19 protein-coding genes are annotated in these 21,925 nt (G+C 68.1%); 9 read left to right on the forward strand and 10 right to left on the reverse strand.

The window, feature by feature from the left end:
• Positions 1-90 precede the first annotated feature (90 nt).
• The 4 genes from IEW34_RS19230 to IEW34_RS19245 all read left to right on the forward strand — a co-directional run bounded on the left by IEW34_RS19230 (position 91) and on the right by IEW34_RS19245 (position 6,829).
• Positions 91-1,134 carry an efflux RND transporter periplasmic adaptor subunit gene (locus IEW34_RS19230; protein ID WP_244642095.1) on the forward strand — a complete coding sequence of 348 codons (1,044 nt, stop codon included), beginning with the start codon at positions 91-93 and terminating at the stop codon, positions 1,132-1,134.
• On the forward strand, positions 1,131-4,244 hold the full coding sequence (locus IEW34_RS19235; RefSeq protein ID WP_188610842.1) for an efflux RND transporter permease subunit: 3,114 nt from the start codon (positions 1,131-1,133) through the stop codon (positions 4,242-4,244). The genes IEW34_RS19230 and IEW34_RS19235 overlap by 4 nt, the downstream gene beginning before the upstream one ends.
• Before the next feature lie 86 nt (positions 4,245-4,330).
• Positions 4,331-5,371, forward strand: a complete 1,041-nt coding sequence (locus IEW34_RS19240) for a patatin-like phospholipase family protein (RefSeq protein ID WP_188610843.1) — start codon at positions 4,331-4,333, stop codon at positions 5,369-5,371.
• Positions 5,372-5,374: 3 nt separating this feature from the next.
• Positions 5,375-6,829 (forward strand): GntP family permease, encoded by a 1,455-nt coding sequence (locus IEW34_RS19245; RefSeq protein WP_188610844.1) that lies wholly within the window; start codon positions 5,375-5,377, stop codon positions 6,827-6,829.
• Positions 6,830-6,838: 9 nt separating this feature from the next.
• On the opposite strand, the gene IEW34_RS19250 is transcribed toward IEW34_RS19245, so the two are convergent.
• The 4 genes from IEW34_RS19250 to IEW34_RS19265 form a co-directional block, all read right to left on the reverse strand.
• Positions 6,839-8,284 carry a metal-dependent hydrolase family protein gene (locus IEW34_RS19250; protein ID WP_188610845.1) on the reverse strand — a complete coding sequence of 482 codons (1,446 nt, stop codon included), beginning with the start codon at positions 8,282-8,284 and terminating at the stop codon, positions 6,839-6,841.
• 199 nt (positions 8,285-8,483) lie between these two features.
• Positions 8,484-8,861: a PLDc N-terminal domain-containing protein gene (locus tag IEW34_RS19255; protein WP_210324536.1), complete on the reverse strand. Its 378-nt coding sequence runs from the start codon at positions 8,859-8,861 to the stop codon at positions 8,484-8,486.
• 284 nt (positions 8,862-9,145) lie between these two features.
• Positions 9,146-9,385 carry a hypothetical protein gene (locus IEW34_RS19260; RefSeq protein WP_188610847.1) on the reverse strand — a complete coding sequence of 80 codons (240 nt, stop codon included), beginning with the start codon at positions 9,383-9,385 and terminating at the stop codon, positions 9,146-9,148.
• A 70-nt stretch (positions 9,386-9,455) separates the two neighbouring features.
• The gene (locus IEW34_RS19265; RefSeq protein WP_188610848.1) at positions 9,456-10,049 is read right to left on the reverse strand and encodes a hypothetical protein; all 594 of its coding nucleotides are present in this window, start codon (positions 10,047-10,049) and stop codon (positions 9,456-9,458) included.
• A 467-nt stretch (positions 10,050-10,516) separates the two neighbouring features.
• Between IEW34_RS19265 and IEW34_RS19270 the strand changes: the two genes are divergently transcribed.
• Both IEW34_RS19270 and IEW34_RS30935 read left to right on the forward strand, forming a co-directional pair.
• On the forward strand, positions 10,517-10,834 hold the full coding sequence (locus tag IEW34_RS19270; protein ID WP_244642096.1) for a hypothetical protein: 318 nt from the start codon (positions 10,517-10,519) through the stop codon (positions 10,832-10,834).
• A 33-nt stretch (positions 10,835-10,867) separates the two neighbouring features.
• A complete protein-coding gene (locus IEW34_RS30935) occupies positions 10,868-10,999 on the forward strand; it encodes a hypothetical protein (protein WP_280516312.1) in 132 nt (43 codons plus the stop codon).
• A gap of 179 nt (positions 11,000-11,178) precedes the next feature.
• Here IEW34_RS30935 and IEW34_RS19275 read toward each other — a convergent pair whose 3' ends face one another.
• Positions 11,179-12,660, reverse strand: a complete 1,482-nt coding sequence (locus tag IEW34_RS19275) for an alpha/beta hydrolase (protein ID WP_188610850.1) — start codon at positions 12,658-12,660, stop codon at positions 11,179-11,181.
• Positions 12,661-13,036: 376 nt separating this feature from the next.
• On the opposite strand from IEW34_RS19275, the gene IEW34_RS19280 reads away from it, so the two are divergent.
• Positions 13,037-14,035: a helix-turn-helix transcriptional regulator gene (locus IEW34_RS19280; RefSeq protein ID WP_188610851.1), complete on the forward strand. Its 999-nt coding sequence runs from the start codon at positions 13,037-13,039 to the stop codon at positions 14,033-14,035.
• Positions 14,036-14,135: 100 nt separating this feature from the next.
• Here the strand turns inward: IEW34_RS19280 and IEW34_RS19285 are convergent, their stop codons facing one another.
• Positions 14,136-15,452, reverse strand: coding sequence for an MFS transporter (locus IEW34_RS19285; protein ID WP_244642097.1), 1,317 nt, complete (start codon positions 15,450-15,452; stop codon positions 14,136-14,138).
• 395 nt (positions 15,453-15,847) lie between these two features.
• Between IEW34_RS19285 and IEW34_RS19290 the strand changes: the two genes are divergently transcribed.
• Entirely contained in the window at positions 15,848-16,879 is a 1,032-nt protein-coding gene (locus IEW34_RS19290; RefSeq protein ID WP_188610852.1) for a helix-turn-helix domain-containing protein, read from the forward strand.
• Between the two features lie 24 nt (positions 16,880-16,903).
• Here IEW34_RS19290 and IEW34_RS19295 read toward each other — a convergent pair whose 3' ends face one another.
• Entirely contained in the window at positions 16,904-18,037 is a 1,134-nt protein-coding gene (locus tag IEW34_RS19295) for an alpha/beta hydrolase (RefSeq protein WP_188610853.1), read from the reverse strand.
• A gap of 189 nt (positions 18,038-18,226) precedes the next feature.
• The gene (gene rnk / locus IEW34_RS19300) at positions 18,227-18,622 is read right to left on the reverse strand and encodes a nucleoside diphosphate kinase regulator (protein ID WP_188610854.1); all 396 of its coding nucleotides are present in this window, start codon (positions 18,620-18,622) and stop codon (positions 18,227-18,229) included.
• A gap of 528 nt (positions 18,623-19,150) precedes the next feature.
• Between rnk and IEW34_RS19305 the strand changes: the two genes are divergently transcribed.
• Positions 19,151-19,417 (forward strand): hypothetical protein, encoded by a 267-nt coding sequence (locus IEW34_RS19305; protein ID WP_188610855.1) that lies wholly within the window; start codon positions 19,151-19,153, stop codon positions 19,415-19,417.
• A gap of 16 nt (positions 19,418-19,433) precedes the next feature.
• Here IEW34_RS19305 and IEW34_RS19310 read toward each other — a convergent pair whose 3' ends face one another.
• Positions 19,434-20,465: a MaoC family dehydratase gene (locus IEW34_RS19310; RefSeq protein WP_188610856.1), complete on the reverse strand. Its 1,032-nt coding sequence runs from the start codon at positions 20,463-20,465 to the stop codon at positions 19,434-19,436.
• Between the two features lie 187 nt (positions 20,466-20,652).
• Positions 20,653-21,498: a fumarylacetoacetate hydrolase family protein gene (locus IEW34_RS19315; RefSeq protein ID WP_188610857.1), complete on the reverse strand. Its 846-nt coding sequence runs from the start codon at positions 21,496-21,498 to the stop codon at positions 20,653-20,655.
• Between the last annotated feature and the right edge of the window lie 427 nt (positions 21,499-21,925).

A 21,925-nucleotide genomic window follows, 5' to 3' on the forward strand; every position in this document is an offset into this window, starting at 1 on the left:
CAAGATCTATCCTCTGATCGTCCCCATGGGATCACATTGCGGCCCGCGGGGAAGCCGCGGCGCCTCCTGGCGGTGGTTCTGCCGGCCGCCGTGTCGTTTGCCCTCGCGAGCTGCAACGCCGAGCCCGAGGCCGTGAAGGCCGAGAGCCGGCCGGTGCGCGCGGTGACGACCGAAAACCGCATCGCCGGCGACGACATCGTCCTCACCGGCCATGTCGAGGCCCAGAATGAGGCTTCCTATGGCTTCCGGATTGGCGGCCGCATCGTCGAACGACTGGTCAACGTGGGCGACCGAGTGCGCCAGGGCCAGGTCCTGGCCCGCCTCGATCCACAGAACGAGCAGAACGCGCTACGCTCCGCCCAGGCTGCCCTCGCGGCGGCGCGCGCCCAGCTCAACCAGGCGAGCAATGCCTACGACCGCCAGCGCCAGCTCCTCTCCCGCGGCTTCACCACGCGCGCACAGTACGAGCAGGCCGAGCAGGCCAACCTGACCGCCCGCTCCCAGGTGGAGGACGCCGAGGCGCAGGTGCGCATTGCGCAGGATCGCCTCGGCTTCACCGAGCTCAAGGCCGATGCGGCCGGCACGGTGACGCAGCGCCGGGCCGAGCCTGGCGAGGTCGTGCAGCCCGGCCAGCCGATCGTCATCGTCGCGCGGCAGAATGGCCGCGACGCCGTCTTCGACGTCCCCGCCCAGATGCTGCAGACGGCGCCGGGGGACCCGGAGATCCGCATCAGCCTGACCAACGATCCGTCGGTTACGGCCATCGGACGGGTGCGGGAGATCGCGCCGCAGGCCGATGCCGTGACCCGCACCTTCGCGGTGCGTGTCGGTATCGACAACCCGCCCGAGGCGATGCGCCTCGGCTCTACCGTCGTCGGTCGGGTCATGGTCGAAACCGGCCCGGTCATCGAGATCCCGGCGAGCGCCCTGACCCGAATCGACGGCCAGCCGGCGGTGTGGGTCGTCGATCCCGACAAGAACACGGTGGCGCTGCGGCAGGTGACGGTGGACCGCTTCACGCCCGCCGCTGTGGCCGTGTCCAGCGGCCTCAAGCCGGCGGAAATCGTGGTGACCGCCGGCGTCCAGGCACTTCACCCCGGCCAGCAGGTCCGCCTCCTGGGGGCCCAGCCGTGAGCGGCTTCAACCTGTCGGAATGGGCGCTGAAGCACCGCTCCGTCATCATCTATCTCATGGCGGTGGCGGTGGCCGCCGGGGTCTTCGCCTTCCAGCGGCTGGGCCGCGCCGAGGACCCCGTTTTCGTCATCAAGACCATGGTGGTGCAGGCGGCCTGGCCAGGCGCCACCGTCGAGGACACGTTCAAGCAGGTCACGGAGCGGCTCGAGCGCACGCTCCAGGAAACGCCGCAGCTCGATCGCCTGGAGAGCTACACCAAGGCGGGGGTCGCGACGATCTTCGTCCACCTCCAGGGCAGCGCCACCGCCCGGGAGGTGCCGGACATCTGGTATCACGTCCGCAAGAGTGTCGGCGACATGCGCCACACCCTGCCCCAGGGCGTGGTCGGTCCCGGCTTCAACGACGAATTCGGCGACACCTTCGGCATCATCTACGGCTTCACCGCCGACGGCTTCACGCACCGGGAACTGCGCGACGAGGTCGAGGCGGTCCGCTCCAAGCTGCTCGGCGTGAAGGACGTCTCGAAGATCGAGATCCTCGGCGCCCAGGACGAGCGCATCTTTCTCGAATTCTCGATGCAGGAGCTGGCCCGTCTCGGCATCGACCGCGCCGCCGTGCTCACCGCGCTGCAAAGCCAGAACATCGTGCGCCCGGCGGGCGAGATCCAGACGGCGGACGAGAACCTGTCCGTGCGCGTTTCCGGCTCCTTCGGCTCCGAGCAGGACATCGCCAACATCAACTTCGTGGTCGACGGCCGTTTGCTGCGCCTGGCCGACATCGCCACCGTGCGCCGCGGCCTGGCCGATCCGCCGCAGCCGATGTTCCGCGTCAACGGCCAGCCCGCCATCGGCCTTGCCATCGCCATGCGCGACGGCGGCGACATCCTCGCCATGGGGGCCGCGATCAAGCGCGTCATGGCGCAGATCACGGCTTCGCTGCCGATCGGCATCGAGCCTCACCTCGTCGCCGACCAGGCCGTGACGGTGGACAACGCCATCGCCGAATTCATGGAATCCCTGTGGCAGGCGGTCGGCATCATCCTGGTGGTGTCGTTCATCAGCCTGGGCATGCGGGCCGGCGCCATCGTCGCGCTCGCCATCCCGCTGACGCTCGCCGTGGTGTTCGCGATCATGCAGCTGCTGCACATCGACATGCAGCGCATCTCGCTCGGCGCGCTCATCATCGCCCTGGCGCTCATGGTGGACGACGCCATGACCACCACCGACGCGACGCTCAACCGCCTGGCCGCCGGCGACGACAAGGCGACGGCCGCGGCTTACGCCTTCAAGGCCTACGCGCCGGCGATGCTGGCCGGCACGTTGGTGACGGTGGCCGGCTTCGTGCCCGTCGGCTTCGCCGCCAGCGGCGCCGGCGAATACACCTTCACCCTGTTCGCGGTGGTGTCGATCGCCCTCATCGTGTCCTGGTTCATAGCCGTGCTGTTCGCGCCGCTGCTTCAGGTGCTCATCCTAAAGGCGCCGCAGCGCAAGGAGGGGGTCGATCCCGACCGGCCGGGCGGCGTGCTTGGCCTCTACCGCCGGTTCCTGGTCCTCGCCCTGAAGCTGCGCTGGGTCACGCTCGCCGCGACGCTCGCCCTGTTCGTCCTGTCGGTGCTGGCGCTGCCGCTCATCCCCTCGCAGTTCTTCCCATCGTCGGATCGGCCCGAGCTGATGGTGGATCTCGCCTCGCCGCAGAACGCGTCGATCTATGCCAGCGCGACCGTAGCCGAACAATTCGACGCGGCGCTCAAGGGCGATCCGGACGTTGCGCGCTGGAGCACCTATGTCGGACGGGGCGCCATTCGCTTCTACCTGCCCCTCAACGTGCAGCTCCCGAACGATTTCTTCGCCCAGGCGGTGATCGTCGCCAAGGATGTGCCGGCGCGCGAACGGCTGCGGGCAAAGCTCGAAACGCTGTTGGCGAACCACTTCCCCCAGCTGATCTCGCGCGTCTATCCGCTGGAGCTCGGGCCTCCCGTCGGCTGGCCGATCCAGTACCGGGTCTCCGGGCCGGACATCGAGAAGGTGCGGGCCATCGCGCTGGATCTCGCCGCCGTCGTCGCCAGCAGCCCGCTGGCGGAGAAGGTGAACTACGACTGGATCGAGCCGACCCGCCAGGTGCGCATCAAAGTCGACCAGGACCAGGCACGCCTGCTCGGGCTGTCGACCCAGACGCTCGCGGGCGTCCTCAACACCGTGCTGTCCGGAACACCCGTTACCCAGGTGCGCGACGACATCTATCTGGTCGACGTGGTGGCCCGCGCAACCGACGAGGAGCGCGTCTCGCTGCGCACCCTGCCGACGTTGCAGGTGCCGCTGCCGGGCGGGCGCACCGTGCCGCTCAGCCAGTTCGCCACCTTCGGGCCCGGCCAGGACTATCCGGTGGTCTGGCGGCGCGATCGCATCCCCACGCTCACGGTGCAGGCCGACGTGGCCGGCACCGCGTTGCCTGAGAGCGTGGTGAGCAGCCTTGCCCCCAAGATCGAGGCGTTCCGCAAGACGCTGCCGGGCGGCTACCAGGTTGCCGTGGGCGGTACCGTCGAGGAGAGCGCCAGCTCCCAGGCATCGGTCATCGCCGTGGTGCCGGTGATGCTGCTGATCATGCTCACGGTCTTGATGTTCGAGCTGAAAAGCTTCCAGCGGCTCGTGATCGTGCTGTCGGTGGCGCCGCTCGGCCTGATCGGCGTGGTGGGTGCCCTGCTGCTGTCGGGCCGGCCCCTCGGCTTCGTCGCCATCCTCGGCGTGCTCGCGCTCATCGGCATGATCACCAAGAACGCGGTGATCCTGATCAGCCAGATCGAGGCGGACCGGTCGGCGGGCAAGACGGTGATGGATGCCGTCATCGCGGCATCCTCCGGCCGCTTCCGGCCGATCATGCTGACCGCCGTCTCCACGGTGCTCGGCATGATCCCGATCGCGCCGACGGTGTTCTGGGGCCCGATGGCCTTCGCCATCATGGGCGGCCTCCTGGTCGGAACGCTGCTGACGCTGATCTTCCTGCCGGCCCTCTACGTCACCTGGTTCGGGCCCGATGCGCCGCCCGAAGGCGCGCACGGTCCCTCGGCGGTCGAGCCCGACCCCGATGTGACCGCGAAGGCCGGGACGGCCTAGATCTAGAGCGCTTCCCCATCGGGTGCCCCCGATCGGAGAGACGTCCCAGGTCACGGCGATGAAACGAACGTGCAGAGGACGATGACATGCCGGCCGGAGCTCCCGCGCGCGATCGCGCGCCCCTTCTCGTGGACTTTGCCTTACAGGGCGGCGGCGCGCATGGCGCCTTCACCTGGGGGGTGCTCGACCGGCTGCTGGAGGAGCCCTGGCTCCAGATCGACGGCATTTCCGGCACCTCGGCCGGCGCCATGAATGCCGCCGTCCTCATCGACGGCTTCGAGGCGGGCGGCCGCGATGGCGCCCGGGCGGCGCTCGAGCGCTTCTGGAGCGCCGTTTCGAAGGCGGCCCTCCTGAGCCCCTTCCAGCGCGGCCCGCTCGACATTCTGTTCGGACGCTGGAGCCTGGACTACTCGCCCGCCTTCGTGACCATGGATCTGATGGCGCGCATCTTCTCGCCCTACGACGTCAATCCGCACGGCGGCAATCCGCTGGCCAAGATCCTCGACGAGACGATCGACTTCGAGCGCCTGTCGAAGAGCCGCATCAAGCTGTTCGTCAGCGCGACGAACGTGCTGAGCGGCCGCGTCCGCGTCTTCCGCAACGCCGAGATCGCCCCCGACGTGCTGCTCGCCAGCGCCTGCCTGCCCTTCCTGTTCCAGGCCGTGGAGATCGACGGGCAGGCCTACTGGGATGGCGGCTACATGGGCAACCCCACGATCACACCGCTCGTGCGGGAGTGCCAGTCGGACGACACTATCCTGGTGCAGATCAATCCCGTCGCGCGCGACAAGGCACCCCGCTCGGCGCGCGACATTCTCGACCGGCTGAACGAGATCTCGTTCAATTCCGCCACACTGAAGGAGCTGCGCATGTGCGCCCTGCTCAAGCAGGTGGCCGATCCGGGCCATGCGGAAGGCGCCCATTGGGCCCGGATGCGGATGCATCGCATCAAGAGCGATCTCATGCTCGAGCTCGGCTATTCCTCCAAGCTGAACGCCGAGTGGGCCTTCCTCACCATGCTCCGCGACGAGGGGCGCCGCGCCGCCGATGCCTTCCTGGCGACGGAGGGGCGCGAGCTGGGCGTCCGTTCGACGCTCGACATCAGCGTCCTGCTCGAGGACGTGTGAGTCATGGGCTTTCTCGGCATCCTCGTTGCACTCGGGCTGCTTCTCTTCCTCGCCTACCGCGGCTGGAGCATCCTGCTGCTGGCGCCCGCCGCGGCCCTTGTCGCCGCCGCCTTCGCCAGCGAGCCGCTGCTGGCCCACTGGACGCAGACCTTCATGCCCAATGCGGCGACCTTCGTCGCCCAGTTTTTTCCCCTGTTCCTGCTCGGGGCGCTGTTCGGCAAACTGATGGACGACAGCGGCTCGGTGACGGTGATCGCTGACGAGATGACACGCCGGCTGGGCGAGCGGCGCGCCATCCTCGCGGTGGTGCTGGCCGGTGCCATCGTCACCTACGGCGGCGTCAGCCTGTTCGTCGCCTTCTTCGTGCTCGCGCCGATGGCAACGGCGCTGTTCCGCTCAGCCGGCGTGCCGCGCCGGCTGATGCCGGCGGCGATCGCGCTGGGCACCTCGACCTTCACCATGTCGGCGATGCCGGGCACGCCGGCGATCCAGAACGCCATTCCCATGCCGTTCTTCGGCACCACGCCGTTCGCCGCGCCGGGACTCGGCATCATCGCCTCCGCCATCATGCTCGGCTTCGGCCTGTGGTGGCTGGCGCGCGCTGAAGCCGGCGCGCGCGCGGCGGGCGAGGGCTTCGGCGCCGGCGACACGCCGCCGATCCAGGTGGTAGCAGACGATCAGTTCATCCGTGAGCGCGCCGTCTCCTCCCATGAATTCGACACGGCGGAGCTCATCCACGGCGGCCACAGCACGGACCGGCCGCAGCTCTGGGTCGCCGCGCTGCCGCTCGTCGTCGTCGTGCTGGTCAATCTCCTCATGTCCGCCCTGGTGCTGCCGCGCATCGACGCGAGCTTCCTGGCCGAGGCCCGCTGGGGCTCGACGAGCCTCGCCGCGGTCGGCGGCGTGTGGGCGGTGGCGACGGCGCTGGCGGCTGCCATCGTCGTCCTCATCGCGCTCAACGCCCGGCGGCTGCCGGCCCTGAAGGCCACCATGGACGCCGGCGCCAACGCGGCCGTCCTGCCCGCCATGAGCGTCGCCAGCCTCGTCGGCTTCGGCGCGGTGGTGGCTGCCCTGCCGGCGTTCGAGGCGGTCCGCGAGTGGGTGCTGGGTCTCGGCGGCGGCCCGCTGGTGTCGCTCGCCGTCGCCACCAACATTCTCGCGGCACTCACCGGGTCCGCCTCGGGCGGTCTCACCATCGCCCTCGACGCGCTCGGGCCCGCCTATATGAAGCTCGCGGCCGAGACCGGGCTCGACCCCGGCCTGATGCACCGCGTGGCAGTGATCGGCGCGGGCACGCTCGACAGCCTGCCCCACAACGGAGCGGTGGTGACCCTGCTCGCGGTGTGCGGCTCGACGCACGCGAAAAGCTACCTCGACATCGTCATGGTCGCGGTGGTCGGCGCACTCGTCGCGCTCGTCGCGGTCATCGCTATCGGCAGCAGCGTCGGTTCGTTCTGACGGCGGCGGTCAGGTGAGTGTGTTCTTGTAGATCTTCCCGTCCTTCATGATGACGAGGAAATTCTTGTCGGGGTTGGCGATGAGGCTGGCGTCGTCCAGCGGATTGCCGTCGACCAGCAGCAGATCCGCCAGCGCTCCCGCCTCGAGCACGCCAAGCTTACCGGGATAGGGATTGCGCCGCGTGGAGAGCGCCATCAGCTCGCCGTTGGTCGCCGTCGCCATCTTCAGTAGCTGCGCCGGCGTGTACCAGCGGGTGAGATGGGTCAGCATCGTGCCCTGGCGCCGGGTCAGCGCCGGGGAGAACAGCATGTCCGAGCCGAAGGCGGTCTTGATGCCGTGTGTCTTGGCCAGGTTGTAGGCCTTGTCCGTTCCGGCGATGACCTGTTGCAGCTTGAAGAAGCCCGGGCCGGTCAAAGGGACAGAATCCTCGGCGCCGAGGAACGGCTGAATGCTGAGCCAGACGCCCTTGTCGGCGATCATGCGCGCGGTCGTCTCGTCCATCAGGTGGCCATGCTCGATGCAGGCGACGCCTGCGGCAAGGGCGCGCTGGACGGTCTCCGGAGCATAGGCGTGCGCTGTGGCGTAGGTGCCCCAATCCGCGGCAGCTTCCACGGCGGCGCGCATCTCAGCTTCCGAGAAGGTCGTCGCGTCGAGCGGGCTGCGTGGCGATGAGACGCCCCCGCCTGCCACGATCTTGAGCTGCGAGGCTCCCTGCATCAGCTGCTCGCGTACGCGCATGCGCACCTCGGCAGGGCTGTTGGCCGTGATGGCGCCGCCCGTCTGCTCCGACGCACGCGGCTGGCCGGCGCCGGCCGGCAGATCGGACACGGGGCGCAGATCGCCATGGCCGCCGGCGGCGGTGATCATGGCCCCTGACGGAAAGATGCGCGGGCCCGGCAGCAGTCCCTCGTCGATGGACTGCTTCAGCGCGAACGCCGGACCCCCGAGATCGCGGACCGTGGTGAAGCCGCGCATCAACGTGCGCTCGGCTTCCGCCGCCGCAGCCAGGTGAATGTAGCCCACATCGGCCGCCATCAGAACGGGGATCGGGAGTGCGGCGAAGATCGCGTGCCAGTGCGCGTCGATGAGGCCTGGCATCAGCACGCGGCCACCGCAATCGATCACCTGCGCCCCCTCCGGCGTCGCCGGAGTACCGGCTGCGAGGGCCTTGATGGTGCTGCCCTCGACGAGCAGATGGACGCCGTCCCGCAGTATCGGGGAGCCGTCGAATAACCGCGCGTTGATGAAGAGGACGGCCCGCGGCGGCTGCATGCCCTGCGCGCGGGCGCCCTTGGCCAAGCCCAGCGCGCCGATGGTGGCAGCCGCGCCGGCGACGAAGCTGCGCCGCGATGGACCGGCGCCGATGCGGCGGGTCAGGGCGTGGATCTCGGGTCTGTGGCAGAGGCAGCCGCCGCTCGCCGTTTCCGTTGGGTCACCGGCAGTGCAGGAAAACATGGCCGCTCCCTTGGGCAGATCCGAACCGATAGATGAGCCGACGGTATCACGTCCGTTGGCGTGGCGAAGTCTTGTGCGGCTGGCCCGCAGCCGAACCTCGCCCCCCTCAGAGATCCTCCTCCGATCGAATGGAAGGTCTACAAGTCTTTGAATCTCAGAGCGTTTAGCATCGAGCGGGGGAAACTCCTTCGGCGCGCGCCTAGACCAGCTTGGCCCGCAGGCGCTGAAATTCGTCGGCGGAGATCGAGCCTTGGGACTTCAGCGTCTCGAGCTTGCCAATCTCATCGGCCACGCTGAAGCCGACGATCTGGCGCAGTTCGTCCCGCGCGTGCTGCGCGCGCGCTTCAGCCCGCTCCGCCATGCTGCGCCCTTGCAGCAGCAGGTAGGCGAAGATGCCGATGTAGGGGAGCAGGATCAGGACGACGATCCAGACGATCTTCCCGAGCCCCGACACGTCGCTGCGCCGGAACAGGTCGCCGATGACCGTCATCAGCAGCCAGAACCACATGATGAAGACAAAGATGGCCAAGACGTCGACCAGGAAATTGGTGAATGTGAAGCCGCCCTCGAACAGCACGTCGTTCTCCTTGCCTTCAACAGCATGGCCCCGCCCGCCTGGGGCGGGCGGGGCCATCAGTCCTGGGTCGCACTCCGATCGGATGGAATCATCCGATCGGAGAAAACTTATACATATTCAATAACTTAGATGACTTCTCTCCGGCCAGATGAGCCCACCTGCCCGGGGCATGCTCTTGAGCATTCGCCCACCGGATGGGTCATCCAATGGCGCAGAGATGCTCATACCTTTTGAATCTGGAGCGCTCCGAGCGATCGTGTGATTCCACCCGATCGCGAGGCGTTCTAGCGCCGGCAGACCTGAACGCGGCGGCTCACCCAGCGGCCGCGATGGCGAAAGCGCCGCGTCTCCCACCAGCAGCGGCGGTGCCACCGCGCGAATTGGATGGCTTCGCCCGGCGCCGTGAGGCCGGCGCCCGGGGCGGTAAAGCCGGTGGGCGCGATCGGCGCCGCCGCGGCTGTGCCTGCCCACAGAGCGCCGCCAATCAGGGCGAGCGCGAGTGTCGTTCCACGCAAAAAGGCCATTTCAATCCTCCTTGGGTCCAGCCCAGGCCATTAGACCCCACGGTCGGGGCGTTGTCGTGACCAATGAGCGTCAGAAGCGGCGCGGCGTCAGGAGGATCTGCGTCGCCTCGGCGAAGACGACGTTGATCATATCGCCCTGACGAAGGCCCCGCAGCATGTTGACGACCGCGGGGTCGGTCGCGCGGATGGTGCGGGGGCCGTCCGGCCCGACGAAGCTCGCGATGCCGCGCGCCGCATTGAAGCTGGTGAAGCGGGCCGTGATGGTGACGCTGCGCGTCACCCAGCGCGCGGGCAGATTGTTGAAGGTGCCGTCATCCCGCGTCTCGGCGAATGAGATATCCGGCCGCGCGTTGGCCCGGGCGGGCGCGACCGAGATGAGAGCCCCCTCCACGCGGCTGATCTCCAGCCGGTCGCGCCGGCGCACGGCGGCAAGGCTGCCGAAGGCCGCCGGCACGGTGATCCGCCACTGCCGGCCGCCTCTCTCGACCACGACATTGCGCGTGGCTCGGTCCACCGAGACGATCCGGACGCGATCCGTCTGCACGACGGCCGGCCCGAGGCCGCGTATCGAGATGCCCTGCGCCATGGCGGACTGGGCCGGGGCGGCGAGCGGCAGGGCAAAGGCCGCCACCGCGGCAAGGGCGAGTTTGCGCCAGAACGACATTGTGCGGTCCTCGGTCAGAATGTGGCGGGCGACGAAGGCAAGCGCATGAGGCAGGGCTGGTCCGCGGCTTGGACGAAGCCAGCCGCCGCCCCAGTCCTGTGATCCGCACTCCAAATGTCCCGGGCGGTGAGGCGAGGTGCCGTCGGCCGATGGCATTGTGCCTTGCCGGCGGACGGCAAACCTACCGTGCGGGACGCCGCTTGAGATGAGCTGAAAGTCCCGGCACTGTGCAGTCGGTCCCAAAACGCCGGAGGCGGACGCGCCGTCACGCCGGCCCAAGCAGGCCGGTGCGGAACGCTGGAGCCGTCCGCTGGGCTCGATTTGGGCCGCTCGGCACAGGCTTGGAACGCTGTGCTGATCACGGTCCATGGCTGCGCGCGTAATGTCCCTGACGTTCGTGTCCTGTTGAATAGCCCGGCGGAGGGGCGGCACTGATGTATTCCCGGCGTTCCCTGTTGAATGGACTGTTGGCGATTGCGACGGCAGCCCCGCTCGCGGTGCTCATGGGGCGCGACGCCGAGGCGCGCACCCCGCGTCATCCCGGCCTGGTCCCACCGGGCCGGCCGAACCTCAAGCCGCCGCCACCGAAGGCGGAGGTGCGGCCGCCGGCCAGGCGCTGGCACGTCTGGGTTGCCGGGCACTGGGTCTGGAGCTCGCGCCAGCATAGGCATATATGGATGGCGGGGCGCTGGGTCCCCGCCCGGCGCGGCTTCCGCTACCGGCAGCCGCGCTGGATCGAGCGTGACGGACAATGGCTGTTCGTCCCCGGCGGCTGGATCCGTTAAGCGGCGACGCACGCCGACCTGCTGGAGCGGCCCATGAAGGTCTTCGACGATTACGAGAGACCGGGGCGGTCGTGGATGGCGGTGACCGGCAAGCTGATGTTCGCGCTCATCGCGATGGCAGTGTTGCTCGCCATCGTCGGCGTCTGCGTCTACGAGCTGCTGTAGCATCGCGCCGGAGGCCATGTTCCCTGATCGGTGCCTAGAGCATTTCGGCGTTTCTTCGAATCGCCGAAATGCTCTATCTGTTTGATTTGCCGCGTTTTCTTCACGCGAACCGGCGTCCACTTCGCTCGAAAACGCTCTAGGCGGGGAGCGTGCGCGTCTGTCCCTCTGGGATGGCGTCTTCAGCGCGCCGCGGCCGGCCCCGCCGGCGTGATCGGCTCGGCGATGCCGGCCCTGATGCGGTCGACCATCTCCGTGAAGAACGGGTTCGACGACATTCGCACCAGCGCGTCGAGGCCGATGATCAAGGCGCCGCGCTCGCCGCGGATAGCCACGGCGCCCAGCTGCAGCCCGAAATCCTCGTTTGGATCCGGGTCGGAGCCGTAAAGGCCGTCGCTCGGCGGAAACGGCAGGGCGACGTGCGACAGCGAATAGACATCCCTCGGGAAGGCGACGCCCAATGGCCGCACTTGCTCGGCGGTGTCCCCCGGCGCGACGCTGCGCTCGGCAGCCTCGTCGCTGCCGATACGCTCGTTGGTGACGACAGCGGTGCGGTACCGCCGCGGGGCCGGCGGCAGCACGCGCTCCACGGCCGAGAGCGAGGTCCGCCGCAGCAGCGGCCCGAGCTTGGTGTTGTGGTTGATGTCGAACAGCACGAGCTCGCTGCCGTTGGCGGGGAGCAGGTCGTAAAAGGCGGTGATCACCGCGCGCGTCGAAACGGTGAAATCCATCACCGACTGAAACGTCAGGGTGGGCGGCAGCCGGCCGAGCGTGCCTGCCTGCGCATGGCGGGTGAGGCTCTGCTGGAGCGACCGCGTCAGCCGGTGTGACTGGACCGCGCCGTTCACCGGAAAGGAATTATATTTGAACGGGTTGAACTCCGGCAGCACGCTGAGCCAGGCGGCCTTGGCGAAGGCCGGGAGGACGGCGGGCAGGGATGCCAGCCCGGCGAAGCGGGCAAACTGCGTGATGCCGATCATCGGCGAGATCAAGACCAGCCGATCGGCCCCCGGCAGCTTGGGGTCGTCCAGCGCGTCGAGCGCGTATTTGAGGGCGAGCGCGCCGCCGTTCGAGAAGCCGACGATGTGCAGCGGCTTGTCGGCGGCCCGCAGGCGTGCCTCCCGCACCGCAAGGCGCGTCGCCGCCATCCAGTCGTCCCACTCGACTTCGGTGAGCCCGGCCGGCACCGTCCCGTGGCCGGGCAGCCGTATGGCCACGACGACATACCCGGCGTCCGCGTAGAGGCGGCCGACATGGCGGAGGCTGTAGGGGGAATCGGTCAGGCCATGCAGCAGGACGACGGCGCCGGCCGGCGCTCCGGCCGGCAGCAGCTCGTAGGAGCGATTCCAGTCCTGGCTCAGGGACGGGGGATAGACGATGCTGCCGGAGAAATAGCGGTTGGAGGGGACGCGCTCCTCCTCGTCGAGCGTCTGCACCACCTCGCGGCGGACGTCGGCGACGAGGCGCGCCTCCGCGGCGAGGTATTGCGCCCAGTCGGCTCGGTCCAGCGCGTCGACATCGAGCTCGGTCGGAACGTAGGTATGCCAAGGCTCCAGCGGCGCGCCGCTCTGCGAGAAATAGACGCGGACGCCGACGAGCACGACCAGTGCCAAAGTGGCGACCACGGCCGCATACTTCACAAGCTTCAGACCACGGGTGAGCATCGCTTCTCCTTCCCACCGCCAGTAGCAGGAACGCGTTGCCAACTGAACAGCCGTGATCGCTCGGGCGGCGACACGGATCGGTGGATGCGGAGGCTTCGGCGATCGGGCATGCCGCCTGGCGGCAAAGCCTCTTCGCGCCGAACGTGGTGACCGCAGGTGAAAATCATCCACTGAGAAGATATAAATCAAGTCAATGCATGCACTTTCTCAGTCTTCAAGCCCAGGCAGAAGAGAGCGGCGGTGGATCGCCGACGGCATGGCGAGAGGCGCAAGCGTGCATGGGATGACTATTCTATATTCTTCCTTACCGGTGGCGTAAGTGCTAGTTAGCCGGGGGCGAGCCGTGCGAGCCGGCTTTTCAGGCGTCGGGGCAGCCATGCAGACGTTGTTGAATCTCGATTTCAGGACGATCCAGAGCGAGCTCCTGAAGAGGGACTTCATCCACAGCAGCGAGCTGCTGTCCGTGGCCAGCCAGGTGTTCAGGACGAAGGAACATGGATACCGACGTATCGACGATCATTCGTTCCTGCATGTGCTGAATTTCGAGGCGCTGCGCCCCTACAGCCTCGCGCTGGTCCGCCCCGATCTGATCTGCATCCAGATCGTGATGCGGGGATCGTATATGCGCCGGGCGGTGGACAGGATCGACGTGGTCGACTCGACGGCCGTTGAAATATCGAACCTGCCGCGCTCGACGTCCGACGCCAAGCTCGGGGCCAAGCTGCGCGGGCTCCTGATCGTCTGCGAGCGCCAGCATTTCATCGATACGTTCAAGCTCGACGTGCGCAGTCTGCCGCAGGCGTATCGGCCGATCTTCGCCTCGCAGCTGGGCTCCGTCGAGCCGATGCGGCTGCCTCTGACGCCGTCGCTGGCGACGGCCACGGACCAACTGCTCGCCTGCCCCTATCCGGAGCCGTTGCGGACGATCCACGCGCGGGCGAAGGCCATGGAGATCATCTGCGAGCTGGCCACGCGGATCAATACGCTGGGCGCGCGGTCGACCGGCGTTCCGCCGGCCCGGCACCGGGAGCAGGCGATCGAGATCGCGGCCGCGATCTACCGGCGGGAGATCGACAAGCCCCCCTCCATCGATCAACTCGCCGGACGGGTCGGCCTCAACCGCAACGAGCTCACCAGCGGCTTTCGAGTGTTATTCGGCAGCACGCCCCGGGCTTATGGTCATATGATCCGCATGGAGCATGCGCAGGCGCTGCTGCGCAGTGGCACCCTCTCCATCAGCGAGGTAGCGCGCCGCGTCGGCTATGAAGGTTACTCGAGCTTCTCGCGTGCCTTCCTGGCCTACTTTGACCGTCCGCCGGCGAGCAATCTGCCCAATCTGGCCCGCATGGCGCGATCAGGCGACGCCGAGCCCTAGAGCGCTTCGCGATTGGGTGGAAATCACCCGATCGCGAAGCCCTCCAGATTCAAAAGACTATGAGCATCTCTCTGCCATTGGATGCCCCCATCCAATGGCTTTAGCCTTTGCCCCAGCGCTCGACGATCGGCCGATGCGCCGTCTCGCCGATGGACAGGAGCACGGCGAGACTGACGCCGGCGGCGGCAAGGACGTAGGCCGCCGGCGCGACGGGGGTGTCGAATGCCTGCGTGAGCCAGACGGCGAAGGACGGGGCGAAGCCGCCGAAGACGGCGACGGCCAGGGCATAGGCGACGGCCGGCCAGCTCGAGCGACTCTGGGTCGGAAACAGCTCGGCGAACAGGGCGGGGCAGGGGCCCGAGTAGAGCGCGATGGCGATGCCGAAGCAGGCCTGGATGATCACGACCAGCGCAAAGCTCTTGACCGCGGCGATCAGCCAGAAAGCCGGCAGAGTCAGTACCATGACGGCGATGCAGGAAGCGAGCAGGAAGGGTCGTCGGCCGTAGCGATCGGAAAGCCCGCCGAACAGCGGGATCAGCACGGCGATCACCAGGGACGCGACCGTGTTTGACACGGCGGCCTGGGTGGCCGTCAGCTCCGCATGGATTCGCGTGTAGGTCGGCATATAGATCATGAAGATGTAGAAGCACACGGTCCAGTAGACGCTGAGCCCGAAGACGATCGCGCCTCGCCCGAACTTGCGGCCCCACTCCGGTTGGGGAGACTTGGCCCGGATCGGCCTTGCATCCCGGAACACCGGGGTCTCCACGAGTCCGACCCGCATCCACAGGACGATCAGCCCGAGCGCGCCGCCGACAACAAACGGGATGCGCCAGCCCCACGACGTCATCTGCTCGCGCGACAGGGTGGTGATGACGATGGTGGCGATGGCATTGGCCAGCAGGTTGCCCACCGCGACCGTCATCGACAGCAGGCTGCCCCACAGCCCGCGCCGGTCGGGCGTCGACCATTCGACGAGGAACGCATTGGCGGTTCCGAACTCGCCGCCGGCCGACAGGCCCTGCAGCAGCCGCGTCATCAGCAGCAGAATGGGGGCGGCGATGCCGATTGCGGCGTAGGGCGGGATGAAGGCGATGGCGAGCGTGGCCATCGCCATCATCGCGACCGCCGCCAGCAGCGCCGGTTTTCGTCCGCGCCGGTCGCTGTAGCCGCCGAGGATCAGGCCGCCGAAAGGGCGTGAGAGGAAGCTGACGCCGAACAGCAGGAAGGCCGCCAACAGCGCCGCGTCCGCCTCGTCCGGCGGAAAGATCGTTTCAGCGATGTAGAGGATCAGGATGCCGTAGATGGTGAAGTCGTACCACTCCAGGGTGCCTCCGAGCATAGTGCCGATGCCGGCCCGCATGCGCCCTCCGCCCTCCCGCGTGGCGGGCAGCGAGTCCTGGCCTGTCACGTCCATTTCGAGTCGTCCCCCAGCCCCTTATGTCCGATGCGCCCCGCAACAAGCGTACCATGCGGAGAAATCATATGGCCGTGATGAAATGCCATAACCGCGTCAGCGTGCCAGAAGACTAGAATGCAGCTGTGATCGAAGGGCCCGCGCTGATCGACCAAACGTCATATTTGAATGGAATCGATGGAAGAGTTGATAAGAATAAGATGAATACAGCGCTGCTAAGATAGCTTGGAAGCATGTCATTTATCGCAGTTTCAAGTGTGATATATTGGTTATCATAATATTATGCTGCTGATCACCGGCATGAGGGGAAATAGACTTAGTGCTGCGGTATTCGCGTCGAGCCGGAGCGCTTACCCCCGGTTAAAGTTGCAGCGTGCAGGCGACGGATCCGGCCGATGAATTTGCTGAAGCCCCATCACTTCACGACCAGGGAACTGCCGGAGCACGCGCAGTTTGAGGCGTGGCGGGCGTTCATGTCGTCGTCCATCGAGCTCAGCCCGGCGGCCGGGGAGGCCTCGGCCTTTCCTGCCGATCTCTTCGCCTGGGACCTCTGCGGCCTGCTGTTCGCACGCATGGTGCTGCCGAGCCCGGACGTTCCGCGGTTCTGGCGGCACCGCGACAGGCCCGTCATGGACCATTGGTGCCTCGAACTCACTGTGGAGGGCGGCGTGCCGGCGGCGACGGCTCCCCACGAGTGCCCCGCCCGCCGGCGGATCGCGTTCCGCTGCCTGGGGCGCCCGTGTCAGGGCACCGCGGTCGGCTCCTACGTGCTGAGCCTGTTCATTCCACGCGACCAGTTCGCCGACGTGGCGCCGGCGCTCGACGCGGTGCCCGAGCAGATACCCGACCGCGGTCTCGGCGCCCTGCTCGCCGAATTCATGATGAGCCTCGACCGCAATCTGCCGGCCACCGACGAGCACGATCTGCCCAAGCTGGTGGAGGCGACGCGCGCCGTGGTCTCCGCGTGCCTTGTCGCCAACCGCGGCCTTCCGGCTTTGGAACGGGTGGGCGCCGCGTCGGGCACGCTGCTCGAGCGGGCCCGCAAGATCATCCGGCACAATCTGCGCTCGCAGGAGCTCGGGCCCGACGAATTGTGCCGGCTCATGGGCGTCTCCCGCTCGCGGCTGTACCGGCTGTTCGAGCCACTCGGCGGCGTCTCGAACTATATCCGGCGGCAGCGGTTGCTCCAGGCGCACGCTGCACTGTCCGACTTCCGCAACACGCGCCACATCCGCCTGATCGCGGAGAACTGCGGCTTCGAGGACGCCTCGAGCTTCAGCCGCGCCTATTATGCCGAATTCGGTTACAGCCCGAGCGACACGCGGCGGGCGGCTCTGGGCGGGCACTCGCTCCCGGCCCGGCTCGCGCGCGAGGGCGAGCCGCTGGACGCGAGCTTCAACGACCTGATGCTGGGCCTGCATTCGTAGGGGCGGCGGCGAGGCGTCCGCCCGTCAGTTCTGGCCGCCGCTGAACACCAGGATCGGAGCGGCAACCGCGCTCCCCAGGGCCGCGCCGAGAGTCTGGGCGACGTCGGCGGCGCGGTTGCTGGAATCATCGCCGGGCTGCCGCCTCAGCAGCTGCTCGCCGAGCACTTGCACCACGGCCGGGCTGGTGGCGAACTTGCTGTGATTGAGTGGATCGCCACTCGACAGGCCCGTGAGGTCGACGACGACGACGCCTGCCGCCGCGTCCAGCCGGTCGCGGTAGGCCGCGTCGGTGAGGTCGACCGCGCCGACGCGCGTCACCCGGCCGGCGATCAGGCGCGCCAAGCCAAGCGCGCGGTCGTTGCGCGAGACGAAGATGGTGATGTGCGGCCGCTTGGGGCCCATCTCCGCCACCTGCCGCTCGAACACGTCGACATCGAGATCGGGCGAGGCGAGAATCACGTCGGTGATCTTGGCGGGAATCCGTCCCCGCCGCAGCGCCTCCTGGCGCAGCGCCTCGACGGTGAGCCAGGCCCCCATCGAATGAGCCATGATCACCACCTCGTCCACCTCGGGGCTGGCGGCGACCGTGTTCATCAGCTCGACGAGGTCCGAGCGGGAGAAATTGGTGCTCTCCCGGTCGTAGACATAGTCGAGCACACGGCCGCGGGAGGGCCAGGAGAATAGGATCGGCACCAGCCCGGCGTTGCTGTCGTGGATCAGCTGAGCGAAGCGAAACACCGCGGCGTCGAACCGCGTGTTGAAGCCGTGGACGAAGATCAGTGCGCGGCGCCGGCCGCGCGCTTCCTTCTTCAGCCAGGAGCGCACCCCGGCTCGGGGTACGTCCGAAAGGCTCGTGACGGCAAAGGTCCTCGCCGGATCGGCGGGCCCGCGACGGGGCCACTGGATCGAACCGACCTGCCGGTTGGGTGGGACCGAGACGACGATGTCGGCAAACGCCAAGCCGTCGCCGCGTTCGCCGCCGAAGACGACGCCCGGCCGGTCGGACGGCGCCCGCGTCGTCGCGGCCAGCATCTCGACCTTGGCGCCGGCGCCCGGTGCCGCGAGCACGGGCGCGAGCGCTCCCTCGGGGCGCGCGCAACCGCCTACTCCGGCGAGCAGGCTCGCCGCCAACGCCCACTGTACGGTTCGGAGCGACACGGTGGCCGCGCCCCCTTGTCAGGCCCAACGGGCTTCTTCGGTCGCCCTCTTATGCCCGTTGTGCCGCGGTCGCGCCACCGCCCCGCCTGGGATCGGATGGGGCGCGGCTCAGTCTTGAGATTTCCCGCGAGGGATTCCCACGATTTCAGCGTGGCCGGGCAAACGAGGCGTTGGCCCGAGAGCAATGCTCTATCCGACGCTGAGGACGGTCAACTCGTGCTGGCGGCCGTCGCGCGCGATCCAGGTAATGGACTGCCCGGTCGACAGGCCGATGAGCGCCGCGCCGATCGGCGTGAGGACCGAAATCTTGTTTGCCGTGATATCGGCCTCGCCGGGGAACACCAGCGTCACCCGGCGCTGCTGCCCGGTGTCGGAGCGGAACTCGACGGCGGAGCCCATGCGCACGACGTCGGCCGGCACCGCGGCGGCGGCGACCACGCGGGCCCGCTCCATCTCGGCCAGCAGTTCCTCGGCGACGTCGCGGAACCGGTCGTGTGCCGCGGCTGCCAGATCGGTCAGGCGCCTGTAGTCGATATCGCTGACGACGATTGTCGGCTTTGTGCTGGTATTCGCAAGGTCTGTCATGATGACCGGCGGTCCTTGGACGGCGTGCGAACGCTATCGGCGCCGATCGGCACCCTGTTCGCCTTGATGTTGTGTGGAAGCGCCTGAATGGACGGTGCTGCTGCCGACAGCCCGGCTCTGTCCCCGGAGCTCGGGGCGCATAGGCCGAGCCCGGGGCTACGTTTCCGCGATCGGATGAAGCCGGAAAACCACGGCGCAGATCTTACACATACCTTCAATCTGGCAGGTTCTCCTGCCTTGTCAAGGCAGTGCGTCGGGCGCGCGGTGGCCGCCGTGAGCGCTACGAAGCGCCCGCTCGTCTTCCGCGGCCGCCATGGCGAGCCCGACGGCAGACCTCGGTGTTTGGACGAATCCTGCGCAGGAACGGGATGATGGAGCGGTAGCTTCGCCGGAGCAGCCCGCCGGCCGCTCCGGACGCTCTTCAATCCTGGCCGCCGAAGGCATATTCTTGCCATGCGTCGATGTCAGGCGGCCAGAAGCCGGCCTTCAGCGAGGTCGGTGGCAGCTACGTCAACTCTTGGAGCGACCATGGGGTACAGCGCGTTCGTCTCGCGGATCTTCGCCATCGCCGGCGCGGCCCTCGGCACGCTGGTGTGGTTCATATTGCTCCTGCCGGCTCGAATCCTGTTGCCGCGGGGCGCACGAAAGGGGCGCGGCAACGCCGCCCAGGTGGCGTTCTCCATCGCGCTCTATCTGCTCGTCGTCGGTCTGCTCGCCGGCGACTATCTGCGCTATGGTCCACAGGTCGCGTCCGATCCCGTCCGCGACGAGCCGGGTCATTCCGTGGTCCGGTGAGCGCCTGCCGTGGGCGTCAGGCGCCTGCTTGCCGCGCCCACAGCACCGAACCCATGAACTCGAACACGCGTTCGCCGTTCTGGTTCTCGCCGACGTTCTGGCTGAACACGAGGCCCCATTGCGGGCGCGATGCCGAGGGCCGCTTGTCGGCAAGGACCGAATAGTAGCTGATCGTGTCGCCGGCGTAGACCGGCTTCAGCCAACGCAGGTTGCGGAAGCCCGGCGACGGACCGAGCTTGGCCATGTGTTCGCCGTCCGCCGCCGCGGCCTCCATCTGGCGCTGGCGGTGGGCGATCATCAGCTTCATCCAGACCGAGGCGGTATGCCAGCCAGACGCGCAGAGGCCGCCGAAGGCGCTTTGCTTCGCCGCCTCTTCGTCCATGTGGAAGGGCTGCGGATCCCAGTCGCGGGCAAAGCGCTTGATCGCCTCGGGCGTGAAGGTGAAGGCGCCGATGCTCATCACGCGGCCGATCGCCAGCTCGTCGAGCAACGGTGCGCGCCGCCCCGGCCCGTCCCCGACGGGGCGTTCCGCCAGGCTGCCGCCGGGGGCGGCCGTCGCCGGCTTGCGCTTGCGCGGCGCCGCGGCACCGGCGCCCGGCGCGACATCGCGGCGGCCCATCATGCCCCAGCTCGTCTGCGTCATGCAGATCTCGCCGTGCTGGTTGACCAGCTCGGAGCGCGACAGGACGAGCCCCATGTCGGGCCGCGACTTCGATTCCCGCCGCTCCAGCACGTGCTGGCGCAGCACCATGGTGTCGCCCGGCTTCACCGGCTTCTGCCAACGCGTCTCGTCGATGCCCGGCGAGCCCATGGAGGCGGAGACGCCGATGTAGCCATCGTAGAGCATGCGCATGGATGCCGCACACAGATGCCAGCCCGACGCGATCAGCGTGCCGTAGAAGGAGCGGCCGGCGCCCGCCGCGTCCACATGCATGGGCTGCGGGTCGAACTCGCGGGCAAACGCGATGATCTCGTCCTGGCCGAAGGTGCGCGGGCCGTAGGTCGTCGTGGTGCCGGGGGTGAAGTCTTCGAAATGGAGGCGGGGCATGGCTTGGCTGAGCGTGGGCGTTAGGTCCGAGTAGCATGGGTGCCGGCCGCTGTCGCGCCGCACAGTGCATGGGGCGCGTGCTTCGACCGGGCGGCGTCGCCTCGACGGGGCTCAGGGCCCGCCCCTTCCGCCCCCCGGCGCCCGACCGTTCCGATCGGACGGACGGCGAGGGGCTATCTTTCGCCGATCAGCGGTATTCCACCACCGTCTGCCGCTGCCGGCCGAGGCCGGCGATCTCAAGCTCGACCACGTCGCCCGGCTTGAGCCAGACCGGGTCGGGCTTCTGCCCCATGCCGACGCCCGAGGGCGTGCCGGTGGCGATGACGTCACCCGGCATCAGCGTCATGTAGCGGCTGACGTAGGAGACGAGCTGACGCACCCCGAAGATCATCGTGCTCGTGTTGCCGTCCTGCATGGTCTTGCCGTTCACCGTGAGCTTCATGGCGAGCGCCTGCGGATCGGGCACCTCGTCCTTGGTCACCAGCCACGGCCCGGTCGGGCCGAAGGTGTCGCAGCCCTTGCCCTTGTCCCATTGCGAGCTCTGCATCTGGAAGGCCCGCTCGGAGACGTCGTTCACCACGCAATAGCCGGCGACGACGTCAAGGGCCCGGTCTTCCGCGACATTGCGGCCGACCGCACCGATGACGACGCCAAGCTCGACCTCCCAGTCCAGCCGGCTGGAGCCCAGCGGCACGATGGTATCGTCGTTCGGTCCGCAGATGGCGGACGGCGCCTTGAGGAAGATGATCGGCTCGCTGGGGGCCGGCATGTTGGATTCGGCCGCATGTTCGGAATAGTTCAGCCCGATGCAGACGAGCTTGGAGATGCGGGCGACCGGCGCGCCGTAGCGGAGGGCGCCGTCGAGCAGCGGCAGGCGCGCGACATCGAGCGCGGCGAGCTCCGCCAGGCGGGCCGGCGCCAGCGTCGCCCCGTCGATGTCGGCCACCACCGACGACAGATCCCTGGGCCGGCCGTCGGAACCGACGAGGGCGGGCTTTTCCTGGCCGGAGGGGCCGACGCGGCAGAGTTTCATGATGCGTCCTGACGTTGCTTGCTGCGGGTGAGAACCGGCTCGAGCGTCGGCCCGAGAGGGCGTCGGAGCGGCCGCTCCCGTCCTGTTTAGCACCGGACCGGCCGCCGGGTCGCGTCTGCATCCGGCCCCAGTTCGCGGGTGCATCCCCGCGCCGCCGCGCGGCGCCTGCAACGGATGCGATGGCCCCGTGTCACGCGCCGGCGCGCGGCGCGGCCCAAGCGGTAGAAGCTGGCCGAGGTCCACGCCGTCAGGCGACATATCGAGCAGAAGCTGGACGGCGGTCCCATGCTCCTTGTCAGTGGGCATGGCGGCCATCAGCATTCGAAGACCCTGAGACAACGATATGGTCCATCCTGACAACCGGCGCTGTGTGTTGGGCAGCAGTCGCTTCCCCCGGCGCTGAGTAGATGCGCGTCAAGGCCGAGCA

It is taken from the genome of Chelatococcus reniformis, from assembly GCF_014640075.1.
GTDB classification, from domain to species: Bacteria; Pseudomonadota; Alphaproteobacteria; order Rhizobiales; family Beijerinckiaceae; genus Camelimonas; species Camelimonas reniformis.

Coding starts and splice junctions, on each gene's coding strand:
- IEW34_RS19240 (WP_188610843.1), top strand. CDS start 4,331: ATGCCGGCCGGAGCTCCCGCGCGCGATCGCGCGCCCCTTCTCGTGGAC.
- IEW34_RS19245 (WP_188610844.1), top strand. CDS start 5,375: ATGGGCTTTCTCGGCATCCTCGTTGCACTCGGGCTGCTTCTCTTCCTC.
- IEW34_RS19250 (WP_188610845.1), bottom strand. CDS start 8,284: ATGTTTTCCTGCACTGCCGGTGACCCAACGGAAACGGCGAGCGGCGGC.
- IEW34_RS19260 (WP_188610847.1), bottom strand. CDS start 9,385: ATGGCCTTTTTGCGTGGAACGACACTCGCGCTCGCCCTGATTGGCGGC.
- IEW34_RS19265 (WP_188610848.1), bottom strand. CDS start 10,049: ATGTCGTTCTGGCGCAAACTCGCCCTTGCCGCGGTGGCGGCCTTTGCC.
- IEW34_RS30935 (WP_280516312.1), top strand. CDS start 10,868: ATGAAGGTCTTCGACGATTACGAGAGACCGGGGCGGTCGTGGATGGCG.
- IEW34_RS19275 (WP_188610850.1), bottom strand. CDS start 12,660: ATGCTCACCCGTGGTCTGAAGCTTGTGAAGTATGCGGCCGTGGTCGCC.
- IEW34_RS19280 (WP_188610851.1), top strand. CDS start 13,037: ATGCAGACGTTGTTGAATCTCGATTTCAGGACGATCCAGAGCGAGCTC.
- IEW34_RS19285 (WP_244642097.1), bottom strand. CDS start 15,452: ATGGACGTGACAGGCCAGGACTCGCTGCCCGCCACGCGGGAGGGCGGA.
- IEW34_RS19290 (WP_188610852.1), top strand. CDS start 15,848: ATGAATTTGCTGAAGCCCCATCACTTCACGACCAGGGAACTGCCGGAG.
- rnk (WP_188610854.1), bottom strand. CDS start 18,622: ATGACAGACCTTGCGAATACCAGCACAAAGCCGACAATCGTCGTCAGC.
- IEW34_RS19305 (WP_188610855.1), top strand. CDS start 19,151: ATGGGGTACAGCGCGTTCGTCTCGCGGATCTTCGCCATCGCCGGCGCG.
- IEW34_RS19310 (WP_188610856.1), bottom strand. CDS start 20,465: ATGCCCCGCCTCCATTTCGAAGACTTCACCCCCGGCACCACGACGACC.
- IEW34_RS19315 (WP_188610857.1), bottom strand. CDS start 21,498: ATGAAACTCTGCCGCGTCGGCCCCTCCGGCCAGGAAAAGCCCGCCCTC.